We start from the raw sequence: 10,315 nt of genomic DNA, 5'->3' as shown, positions 1-10,315 counted from the left end.
TGCTGCTACTTCTTGAGTAGAAGCTTCTGCTTCTTTAACTAATTCTCGTTCTCTTTCTATTGTTAACAATTGAGCCAGTCGATGACGATTGTATTTAAACAGGTGAGGTTTTTCCAACCTTCCGGTAGCTTTTAACATTCGTAAATCCAACAATTCTCGCTTAACTTTTACTATCTCAGCGACAAGTTCTTCATCACTCAAATTCCTAACTTCTTCTACTTTAGGAAAAGGCATCTAGAAATCTCCCTCGCGTGTAATAAACTTAGTCTTAATTGGTAACTTAAATGATGCTAAACGCATAGCTTCGCGGGCGATGTCTTCTGCAACTCCACCTAACTCAAACATTATGCGTCCTGGTTTAACTACTGCTACCCAATATTCTGGGGCCCCTTTACCGGAACCCATACGGGTTTCTGCGGCTCGCATTGTCACGGGTTTATCTGGAAATATACGAATCCAAATTTTCCCACCCCTACGGATATAACGAGTCATCGCACGACGGGAAGCTTCTATTTGACGGGAAGTAATCCAAGAAGGTTCTAATGCTTGGAGAGCAAATTCACCGAAGGCAATACTATTGCCACTATTTGCATTACCTCTCATTCGTCCGCGTTGCTGTTTACGGAATTTTGTTCTTTTAGGACTTAACATAGTCTACTATTTACTGCTTAATTTAGTATTTTCCTAGAAAGTCAGTTAAATGCTTTGAAGTTATTTATCAAAATAATTGGCTCTAAAACCCCGCCTGGAAATGGCGAAATGTTTTTGGATTATTGCTCGCGCATCCCCGTTACAAAAACAACTTCTGACTTCTGACTTCTAACTTCATTAACCTTCGTTAGACCTGTCTTCATATTGCTGACGACGTTTTTGTTGTCTACGTTTTGGTTGATTTACTTGAGCATTTCCCATATCTTCTTGACCAGGAATAATTTCTCCTTTGAAGATCCAAATCTTGATTCCCAGGATGCCATAAATTGTTTTAGCAGTACAGTAAGCATAATCAATGTCAGCTCTCAATGTATGCAATGGCACACTACCTTCTCTTGTCACCTCGGTACGAGCAATTTCTGCTCCATTGACTCTTCCACTTACCTGCACTTTTATGCCTTCTACACCAGCTTTTTGAGCCCTAGTTATAGCTTGACGTACAACTCTACGAAAAGAAACCCTTTTCTCTAGTTGTTGAGCAATGTATTCACCAATAAGCATGGCATCAGTGTCTACTTTTGTCACTTCAACAACATTGATTCTGATTTGACGGTTGCTACCCAAAAGTTGTTGTAAACCTACTCTCAAAGACTCAATACCTGCACCACCTCTACCAACCACTACACCTGGTCTAGCGGTGCTAACTTCTAAGTCTATCTGGTCTGCTTTTCGCTCAATTCTGATTTGAGAGATGCCTGCATTTGCCAAAGTTTGCTTGACATATTTACGAATTTTGTGGTCTTCTTCCAACAGTTCTGGGTAGTTTTTAGCATCAGCGTACCAACGAGAGCGATGCTCTTGGGTTACGCCTAATCTAAAACCAATTGGATGTATTTTTTGTCCCATTACTTCTATACTTAAATTAATGTCTTGTAATCGTTCAAATTCCTTTCTTTACTAATCAACTACAGGAGCTACTGCAACTGTAATGTGACAAGTAGGTTTACGAATTCTGTAAGCACGACCTTGAGCGCGGGGTCGGTAGCGTGGCAAACAAGGCCCTTGATCGGCAAAAGCTTTGGATACAACTAAAGTTTCTGGATCTATTCCTTTATTATGCTCGGCATTCGCTGCTGCTGAACGCAATGCTTTTCGCACTGGGTCGCAGGAACGATATGGCATAAATTCAAGTATAATCAACGCTTTCCGGTAAGATATCCCACGAATTTGGTCAAGTACGCGTCGCACTTTAAAGGGAGACATTCGGATGTAACGTGCTACTGCTTTTACTTCTTCACTGGTATCTACAGGCATACCTTTCTCCAATTATCAATTTCAACGAGTTTTCTATTTATCTTTTAGATTTTCTATCTGAGCCGTGACCTCGATATGTCCTAGTCGGTGCAAATTCCCCTAATTTATGGCCTACCATCTGATCGGAGATGAACACCGGGACGTGTTGACGTCCGTTATGTACTGCGATCGTATGACCTACCATATCTGGGATAATAGTTGAAGCTCTTGACCAAGTTTTAATTACTTGTTTTTGATTTTTCTCGTTTAAATCTTCTATTTTTTTCAATAGATGATCTGCGATGAATGGTCCTTTTTTTAATGATCGAGCCATAATTTAATTTATGATTGATTTAATACAATTCCAGTTAGAGCTGTTATGCCGTTTCACTGAAGTCAGAATTGCTCAAGTTGATGAACTATATTAGATTTATCAAAATAATTGAGTCGCGCAACCCCGCTTTTTAAGGCAAAATGTTTTTTGGGAATTGCTCAGATCCCCGTTACAAAAACAACTTCTGACTTAGTTAACGCTCATCAACCAGATACTGATTTTAGCTTTGCCGTCCACCTTTACCTCGTTTAGAGGATTTACGACGACGTTGTACGATTAAAGCATCACTCCGTTTTCTCTTCTTACGAGTTTTCAGACCTAATGCTGGCTTACCCCAAGGAGTAACTGGTCCGCTTCTACCGACTGGTGCCCGGCCTTCACCACCACCATGAGGGTGATCGACTGGGTTCATCACACTACCTCTAACTGTTGGTCTCTTTCCTTTCCAGCGATTGCGACCTGCTTTTCCTAAGCTAATATTTCGATGATCGATGTTGCCTACTTGACCAATACTGGCGTAGCAACTTGCTCTGACTTTACGCCGTTCGCCAGAAGGGAGTTTGATTGTTACATATTCGCCTTCTTTTGCTACCAATTGAGCAGCGGCACCAGCAGCACGGACTATTTGTCCTCCTTTACCTGGAACAAGTTCCACATTATGAACATCTGTACCCAGAGGAATTTGACTCAGAGGTAATGCGTTGCCAATTTCTATTGGAGCGTTTATGCCAGAAATAATGGATGCACCAACTTTTAATCCTACAGGATGAAGGATATAACGTTTTTCTCCATCTTGATAATGTAGTAGTGCTATTCTGGCGTTCCGGTTCGGATCGTATTCTACTGATGCTACTTTGGCCGGAATATTATGTTTGTTACGACGGAAGTCAATAACACGATATAGTTTCTTGCTACCTCCGCCTCGGTGACGACAGGTAATTACACCACGGTTATTACGACCCTTTCGTCTATGCTTGTTTTTTACCAGAGATTTTTCTGGTGTTGAGGTAGTTATCTCAGCAAAGTCTGATACGCTATGTTCTCGGGTACTTGGTGTATAGGGTCGATAGGAACGAATACCCATAATTAATTTTCTATGCCACTTGAGATTTTACAGATTTAAAGATTTTAAATTGAGTTGAGTTTTTTTAGAGGTCTGGGAATAGAACTTTTCTAATTGGTTCTCCATCTTCTAAGCTGACAATAGCTCTTTTATATCTAGGTTTGAAGCCTTGAAATTTACCTACTCTTTTCTTTTTTCTTGGTAAATTTAGGGTATTCATACCTGTTACTTTTACCTCAAATAGTTGTTCAATTGCTGCTTTGATCATTGGCTTTGTTGCCCTTGGATCTACATCAAATGTGTATTGATTTAGTTCCATTAATCTAGTAGCTTTTTCTGTAACAACTGGACATTTGACTATATCTACTAAGTCTCGTGAATCAACTTTTATCCCCATACATCTCCTGAATTTTCTCTATTGCTGCTGCTGTAGCTATGATTTTATCTGCTTCTAGAATATCGTAAATATTCAAGTTATTAGCTAGGGAGATTTTCAGTTTCGCAATATTACGACCTGAGAGATATACATTTTCTTGTTTCTCTTCTAATACCAGCAGAACTTTAGATTCTGGTTCTACTCCCCAACGAGCGATCGCTTCGACTAATTCTTTGGTTTTCGGTCTTGTTAATTGCTCGGAAATATTTTCGACCGCAATTAAGTCTTCTGAACGACTTTGAAAGGCGGTGCTTAGTGCTAGACGTTTTTCCTTGCGGTTCATTTTATGAGAGTAGTCTCTTGGCTTCGGCCCAAAGATTACACCACCACCACGCCATAGAGGCGAACGGATGGAACCTGCTCTTGCTCTACCTGTTCCTTTTTGTCGCCAAGGTTTACGACCTCCACCTCTGACTTCAGATCTTGTTTTTGTGCTAGCTGTTCCTTGGCGGTTATTCGCCATTTGTAGTCTTAAGGACCTGTGAACAACATGAGCTGCACTTTCTTCTTTTGCTACTCGTAAGTTGAGAGTTGCTTGTCCAACTTCTTCACCTTGCCAGTTTTTTATGACACAATCAACCATCTTTTTTTCTCAAAAATTTTTTTTATTTTTGACCTACTATTGTGGCTGGAGCAACGCTAACTAATGTGCCTGGTTTACCAGGAATGCTTCCTTTTATCAGCAATAGGTCTCTTTCTGTATCTATTCTCACTACTTTGAGTTTTCTAGTAGTGACTCGCACGTTTCCTAAATGTCCTGCCATTTTCTTACCTGGATAAACACGCCCTGGTGTTGTTCCTGGACCTGTGGAGCCTGGCAAACGATGGTTTTTGGAACCGTGAGCCATTGGTCCACGTCTAAAGTTATGACGTTTTTGATAACCAGCAAAGCCTTTACCTATACTTTTTCCTGTAACATCAACGAGTTGGCCAGCTTCAAATAGATCGACTTTTATTTGTTGACCTAGTTCAAAGTCACCTGTGTTTTCTACTCTGTATTCTCGTAGATGACGTAAGGGAATACCGCCTGATTTAACTAAATGCCCTTGTTGAGCATTAGTCAAGTATCTATTAACTTCTTTTGGTTCTTTGATATTGAGTTGACGGGTTTTATTTTTGGCTTCTCCATATCCTATTTGAATTGAAGTATAGCCGTCTGTTTGTTCGGTTTTGATTTGGGTAACTACACATGGACCTGCTTGTACTACTGTTACAGGAATTGCTGCTCCTGTTTCAGGTTCAAATACTTGTGTCATGCCTAGTTTTTTGCCAAGGATACCAACTGCCACTGTCGCTCTCCTATTTTTTTTTATCCACTACAACAATAATGTTTTTTAACTAGCTATCAGCTTAAAAATTTGTATTAGGTCTCTGTTTACGGAGCATTCCGTCAGGAAAGGCTTTTTAATTGAAATAATTTATTTTTTTTTACAGATAGTTTTATACCTAATAAATAATTAATAAATCATACTATTTACATATAATTAATTGTTTAAACTTATCCTGATATCTTAATTACAACAGTGGTTAATTTTCTGACTATTTCTTAGGAGCGATCGCCTAAGTCTATTGCTAGTAATACTTAACTTCTGTTTGATTTTATTAGGTTGACACTCTCACCGTTAAATCACGCGATTATAACGGGAAATTCTTGTTTCACAGATTCTTAACTAGATAACAAATCAAATAAACCGAATTGCACCCCCGTTAGACCATCTCCGCAAGCTTTTTATTCAACCGTGTGCCCCACGGCTATTGATTCGATTATGACGCCAAAAATGTGCGCGCATACGATTATTTTTCTGGTTGAAATTCATCTCACCGTTAAATAAGAGCGATGATAACGGCTCGAACTCTTTCAACATTTATGATAGGTTTTACTGTTTCAACCAAGTTGATTATCAACTTTGATGCTTTTTAAGATAACATCAGAATTAAAAATATTCTTAGTATTAAACCAGTAAAGTACTAGAGAAATTTTAGAACTAATACTCCCCATGACGATGAAATATCATCGTTGAATAATAACGATAATACTTATATTTACCAGCTATTATTTTTTAGCTTTTTGTCTTTAGCTCTAGTTCTTAGTTTTATGGTCGCCAGGACTTGAGTAGCTTGCTAATCAGTATCCTTTTTTTCTAGGAAGTAAAACTTATCAAAACTGACTATTTCTTGATTTTTAAAGTTGAAGTAGCTAGCTAAGTAGTTATTTATTAACCTTTGTACAACCCCCATAGGAGTTAACATAGGCCATACTTACCTAATATATCACTTTTTTTTCGGCGACAATATATAATTTTATAGTATTTACTAAGACTTGTCTAGTAGTTTAAATAATTTTTTTTCAGGTCGCTAGGAAGACAAGTATCTTTGGTTTAAACAACTATAATCCAGATATAATCACCTACAATTTAAAAATTAGGGACAAGATTGAGCATGGCACTGATTACGACTGGTCGAGGAATGATTAAGGATTTGGAGAAGTCCGGGTCTTTGGCCGTTTATGTTCCTTTGGAAGGAGGGTTTGAAGGGCGTTATCAACGTCGGTTAAGGGCTTCTGGCTATGTAAGTCACAATATTACTGCTAGAGGTCTTGGAGATTTGGCCATGTATCTGACAGGGGTGCATGGAGTCAGACCTCCTCACTTAGGTAAGAAAAGTATGGGCAATGGCCCAGCAGTTGGTTATGTTTACTATGTACCGCCAATTGTGAGCTATAAATTGGAACACTTACCACCTAAAGCTAAGGGTTTGGTTTTGTGGATTATAGAGGGTCAGATTCTATCTAGTCAAGAAATTGAGTATTTAACTGTCCTACCTAAATCAGAACCACGAGTTAAGGTGATAGTGGAAATGGGTGGCGAGCGCTTCTTTAGATGGACACCACTTCAAAATGCTTTGGTGCCTGCTTAAAGAATTTTTTGAGCTAACATTTTATCTTTGTACTTCAAATTTTTTTGAGCTAAAGGCTCTACTATATAAAGCGTGAGAGAACGCTATTCTCCCCTAATTTCGCTAAAAAAAGGCCACTGGTTTAAGTTGATCTGTGGGGCCAGCTTCCAACACCTGCCAACAGTAAGAAATTTAACATTAGCTTATACTTTGGCAGGTGCAGATTGTATTGATGTGGCTGCCGATCCGGCGGCGATCACTTCTGCTGGGCAGGCTTTACAGATTGCAAGTGGTCTCCAATCTTGGGCCAAGTCTCAGGGATTTGGCTACCAAACAGTACCATGGATAATGGTAAGTATTAATGATGGAGAAGATCCTCATTTCCGGAAAGCTGAGTTTGACCCTACTGTTTGCCCCACAGACTGCTGGCGACCTTGTGAGAAAGTTTGTCCGGCAGAGGCTATAGTTTTTTCTGAAGATAGAGATACTATCACTTCTGGTAATTCAGGGGTTATAGATGAACTTTGCTATGGTTGTGGAAGATGTTTGTCTGTATGCCCTAAGCAACTAATACAGGCTCGTTCTTATGTATCTACTCCTACTTCTATTGCATCATTAGTATTGCAGACTGGTGTAGATGCCATTGAAATTCACACCAAAGTGGGAAGAGAAAGTGATTTTCAGCGACTCTGGAAAAGCATAAAACCTTGGATAAATCAATTAAAACTAATTGCTATTAGTTGCCCTGATGGAGAAGGGCTAGTAGAATATTTACAAAGTTTGTATGAAATTATTTCTCCTCTTCCTTGCGCTCTAATCTGGCAAACTGATGGTAAACCGATGAGTGGAGATATTGGGGCAGGTAGCACAATGGCGGCGATCGCATTAAGTCAAAAGGTGCTGAATGCAAAACTACCAGGGTATGTACAGTTAGCAGGAGGCACAAATAATTTTACTGTAGCCAAGCTTGTTGCTAAAGGTTTGTTAGCATCTGAGAATAACAAACAGGGAAACTCTGCTAAAAATTTTAATACTTATATTCCGGAAAATAGATTTGTATCTGGTGTAGCTTATGGTAGCTATGCCCGCGTTTTGTTGTCACCAATTTTGGAAAAATTAGAAAAAATGCACAAATCACAGCTGCAGGCAATTGAATTTGCCTACGGTACAACTAGCTTTCATGCCAAAGAACTCACTAATGATTCCCAGCTAACAAAGCTGGAAGTTTTACCGGAACTTCTTTGGGAAGCTGTCAATTTAGCTAACTCTCTGGTTTCTCAAATTAAAAAATCGGATCTCAGTCAAATGAGGAATTAGTAATGAATTTCCATAAGAGAATTTTCTTTGATACCGATATGGAAATAGAAGGCGGGTTGAAATCAGGGTAAAAACGCTTAAACTTCAGTATGTATGTGTTAAGCTCGCCCCTCAAGATTTATAATTCGGTAAGTCGCCGGACATGATATAAATCATAGTTTCAGTTTTTGCCTCAAAAGCTTTTTTCTCACCCAGTAGAATAGAAGTCACTTTTAACTAAAGTATGCAGATTACAGACGACCTTAATAGATTACTAGAAATCGTACCAGACCAAATTAGACGGCCTCTACTGCAACATCAACAGCGAAATAACCTGATCGAAATTGTGATGGATCTGGGTCGTCTCCCAGAAGCTCGTTTTCCATCCCATGCAGAATACCTGGGCGAAATTCCTATTTCTAGAAAAGACCTCAATTATTCCATAGAACGAGTTGGTGATTTTAGCAGCGATAATCGAGCAGGTATTGAGCAAACGCTACATCGGATTAGTGCTATTCGCAATCGCACGGGAGAAGTTATTGGTTTGACTTGTCGAGTGGGGCGGGCAGTTTTTGGCACAATTGGTATGATTCGCGAGTTAGTGGAAACCGGAAGGTCGATTTTGATGCTCGGTCGCCCTGGTGTAGGAAAAACAACGGCACTACGAGAAATTGCACGGGTGCTGGCTGATGATTTAGAAAAACGGGTGGTGATTATTGATAGCTCTAATGAAATTGCTGGGGATGGAGATGTTCCTCACCCTGCTATTGGTCGTGCCCGTCGGATGCAAGTTGCTCGCCCGGAACAACAGCATCAAGTGATGATTGAGGCGGTGGAAAATCATATGCCAGAGGTGATTGTGATTGATGAGATTGGTACGGAATTGGAGGCTCTGGCAGCGAGAACTATTGCGGAGCGTGGCGTACAGTTAGTGGGGACTGCTCATGGTAATCAGATGGAAAATTTGGTAAAAAATCCGACTCTCTCCGATTTAATTGGGGGTATTCAGGCTGTAACTTTGGGTGATGATGAAGCACGACGTCGGGGTTCTCAAAAAACTGTTCTGGAACGTAAAGCACCGCCAACTTTTGAAATTGCTGTGGAAATGTTGGAAAGACAACGTTGGGTGGTTCACGAGCAGGTGGCTGATACTGTTGATGCTTTGCTGCGGGGGCAGAAACCTAATCCACAAGTGAGGACTGTGGATGAGAATGGTGAGGTGAAGATAACACGAGAGTATAATAGTACTCCAAGATTGGGTGGGGGTGTTAATCAGAATGCGGGATCGCTATTGGGACAGTCAGGGGGAATGTTGACTTCTCGTGGTGGTTTTCGTGATTCTGGTTATATTATGCCATTGCCTAATACAGGTCAAGTTAATCGATCAGTAGAGGTTTCTGAGTCTAAGTCTTTTGAAGAATTATTGGATGAGTCTTTCTCGGGAAATGGGATGTTTTCTAATGTAAACTCAGGGCGTTGGGAAACTCAGGCGACGGGTCCGAATGGTGAGGATTTGCCTTTGCATATTTATCCTTATGCAATTCCACGTCATCAAATGGAACAGGTGATTAGTACTTTGGGTTTGCCTGTGGTTTTGACTAAGGATATTGATAGTGCGGATGTGGTGTTGGCTTTGCGAACGCACACCCGGAAACAGTCTAAGTTACGGCATATTGCTAAGGCTCGTCATGTACCTATTCATGTGATTAAAAATAGTGGTTTGCCTCAAATTGCTAAGGCACTGCGACGGTTATTGGATATGGAAGATCCTAGCACTCCTGAATTTGCTGACTTGAATTTGTTTGCTGCTTCAGCTTCAGAAGATGAGATGGAGGCTTTGGAGGAAGCAAGGTTAGCAGTGGAGCAAATTGTGATTCCAAAGGGGCAACCTGTGGAACTTTTGCCACGGTCTCCAAAGGTGCGGAAGATGCAGCATGAACTTGTGGAGCATTATCGCTTGAAGTCTTCTAGTTTTGGAGATGAGCCTAACCGACGTCTGCGCATTTATCCAGCGTAAGGGAGTGTAATTAAGGTTCAAAAGTCCGGCTTGTAGTTGAGTTTTAGCCCTAAGACAAGTATTCAAATAGCTAAAGCAAAACTATAGACTGGCTCGTAGCTTGTAGCAATTTAGGGACGTTGCATGCAACGTCCCTACGAGGTTGGATAAAGATTGTTTATTACAGTTATTTAATGATATCATGTCCGTTTATATCGTTTGTGTAAACCCAAGGGTGAATATCTACAGGAAATGATGGTTTTTTCTTGCGAGGGTAGCCTTCTTCCCTCTTCCCTCTTTCTTCTTCCTTCTTCCTTCTTCCTTCTTCCTTACCTTTGCTATACAAGACCG

Annotated in this window: 12 protein-coding genes; 3 read left to right on the top strand and 9 right to left on the bottom strand. The window is 40.2% G+C overall.

What is annotated here, in order from left to right; all coding sequences use genetic code 11:
* The 9 genes from rpmC to rplC form a co-directional block, all read right to left on the bottom strand.
* Positions 1-234 (bottom strand): 50S ribosomal protein L29 (gene rpmC, locus F6K13_RS05765; protein WP_287287013.1); only part of this gene is annotated, 234 nt, incomplete at its 3' end.
* Positions 235-651, bottom strand: coding sequence for a 50S ribosomal protein L16 (rplP, locus tag F6K13_RS05760; protein ID WP_124145125.1), 417 nt, complete (start codon positions 649-651; stop codon positions 235-237).
* Between the two features lie 177 nt (positions 652-828).
* Positions 829-1,557: a 30S ribosomal protein S3 gene (gene rpsC / locus F6K13_RS05755; protein WP_124145126.1), complete on the bottom strand. Its 729-nt coding sequence runs from the start codon at positions 1,555-1,557 to the stop codon at positions 829-831.
* 51 nt (positions 1,558-1,608) lie between these two features.
* Positions 1,609-1,965: a 50S ribosomal protein L22 gene (gene rplV, locus F6K13_RS05750; RefSeq protein ID WP_124145127.1), complete on the bottom strand. Its 357-nt coding sequence runs from the start codon at positions 1,963-1,965 to the stop codon at positions 1,609-1,611.
* A 37-nt stretch (positions 1,966-2,002) separates the two neighbouring features.
* The gene (rpsS, locus tag F6K13_RS05745; protein WP_124145128.1) at positions 2,003-2,278 is read right to left on the bottom strand and encodes a 30S ribosomal protein S19; all 276 of its coding nucleotides are present in this window, start codon (positions 2,276-2,278) and stop codon (positions 2,003-2,005) included.
* Positions 2,279-2,498: 220 nt separating this feature from the next.
* Positions 2,499-3,362: a 50S ribosomal protein L2 gene (gene rplB, locus F6K13_RS05740; RefSeq protein WP_124145129.1), complete on the bottom strand. Its 864-nt coding sequence runs from the start codon at positions 3,360-3,362 to the stop codon at positions 2,499-2,501.
* Between the two features lie 64 nt (positions 3,363-3,426).
* The gene (locus F6K13_RS05735; RefSeq protein WP_124145130.1) at positions 3,427-3,738 is read right to left on the bottom strand and encodes a 50S ribosomal protein L23; all 312 of its coding nucleotides are present in this window, start codon (positions 3,736-3,738) and stop codon (positions 3,427-3,429) included.
* Positions 3,722-4,360, bottom strand: coding sequence for a 50S ribosomal protein L4 (gene rplD / locus F6K13_RS05730; protein WP_124145131.1), 639 nt, complete (start codon positions 4,358-4,360; stop codon positions 3,722-3,724). The genes F6K13_RS05735 and rplD overlap by 17 nt, the downstream gene beginning before the upstream one ends.
* Positions 4,361-4,382: 22 nt before the next feature.
* Complete coding sequence (gene rplC, locus F6K13_RS05725; RefSeq protein WP_124145132.1) at positions 4,383-5,066, bottom strand: 50S ribosomal protein L3; 684 nt, start codon at positions 5,064-5,066, stop codon at positions 4,383-4,385.
* 1,150 nt (positions 5,067-6,216) lie between these two features.
* Between rplC and F6K13_RS05720 the strand changes: the two genes are divergently transcribed.
* The 3 genes from F6K13_RS05720 (at position 6,217) to F6K13_RS05710 (ending at position 9,985) form a co-directional block, all read left to right on the top strand.
* The gene (locus F6K13_RS05720; RefSeq protein ID WP_124145133.1) at positions 6,217-6,693 is read left to right on the top strand and encodes an NAD(P)H-quinone oxidoreductase subunit N; all 477 of its coding nucleotides are present in this window, start codon (positions 6,217-6,219) and stop codon (positions 6,691-6,693) included.
* Positions 6,694-6,765: 72 nt separating this feature from the next.
* Positions 6,766-7,989 (top strand): circadian clock protein LdpA, encoded by a 1,224-nt coding sequence (gene ldpA, locus F6K13_RS05715; protein WP_124145134.1) that lies wholly within the window; start codon positions 6,766-6,768, stop codon positions 7,987-7,989.
* A gap of 223 nt (positions 7,990-8,212) precedes the next feature.
* Positions 8,213-9,985: a R3H domain-containing nucleic acid-binding protein gene (locus F6K13_RS05710; protein ID WP_124145135.1), complete on the top strand. Its 1,773-nt coding sequence runs from the start codon at positions 8,213-8,215 to the stop codon at positions 9,983-9,985.
* The last annotated feature ends 330 nt before the right edge of the window (positions 9,986-10,315 follow it).

Source organism: Okeania sp. SIO2B9 (assembly GCF_010672505.1).
GTDB classification, from domain to species: Bacteria; Cyanobacteriota; Cyanobacteriia; order Cyanobacteriales; family Microcoleaceae; genus Okeania; species Okeania hirsuta.
Note: the sequence above shows the minus strand (reverse complement) of the source record. Positions and strands in the feature narration are given on the sequence as shown.

Bases quoted from the DNA above. Each gene is read 5' to 3' on its own strand.
- rplV (WP_124145127.1), bottom strand. From the start codon at position 1,965: ATGCCTGTAGATACCAGTGAAGAAGTAAAAGCAGTAGCACGTTACATC.
- F6K13_RS05710 (WP_124145135.1), top strand. From the start codon at position 8,213: ATGCAGATTACAGACGACCTTAATAGATTACTAGAAATCGTACCAGAC.
- rplP (WP_124145125.1), bottom strand. From the start codon at position 651: ATGTTAAGTCCTAAAAGAACAAAATTCCGTAAACAGCAACGCGGACGA.
- rplB (WP_124145129.1), bottom strand. From the start codon at position 3,362: ATGGGTATTCGTTCCTATCGACCCTATACACCAAGTACCCGAGAACAT.
- rpsS (WP_124145128.1), bottom strand. From the start codon at position 2,278: ATGGCTCGATCATTAAAAAAAGGACCATTCATCGCAGATCATCTATTG.
- rplD (WP_124145131.1), bottom strand. From the start codon at position 4,360: ATGGTTGATTGTGTCATAAAAAACTGGCAAGGTGAAGAAGTTGGACAA.
- F6K13_RS05735 (WP_124145130.1), bottom strand. From the start codon at position 3,738: ATGGGGATAAAAGTTGATTCACGAGACTTAGTAGATATAGTCAAATGT.
- rpsC (WP_124145126.1), bottom strand. From the start codon at position 1,557: ATGGGACAAAAAATACATCCAATTGGTTTTAGATTAGGCGTAACCCAA.
- F6K13_RS05720 (WP_124145133.1), top strand. From the start codon at position 6,217: ATGGCACTGATTACGACTGGTCGAGGAATGATTAAGGATTTGGAGAAG.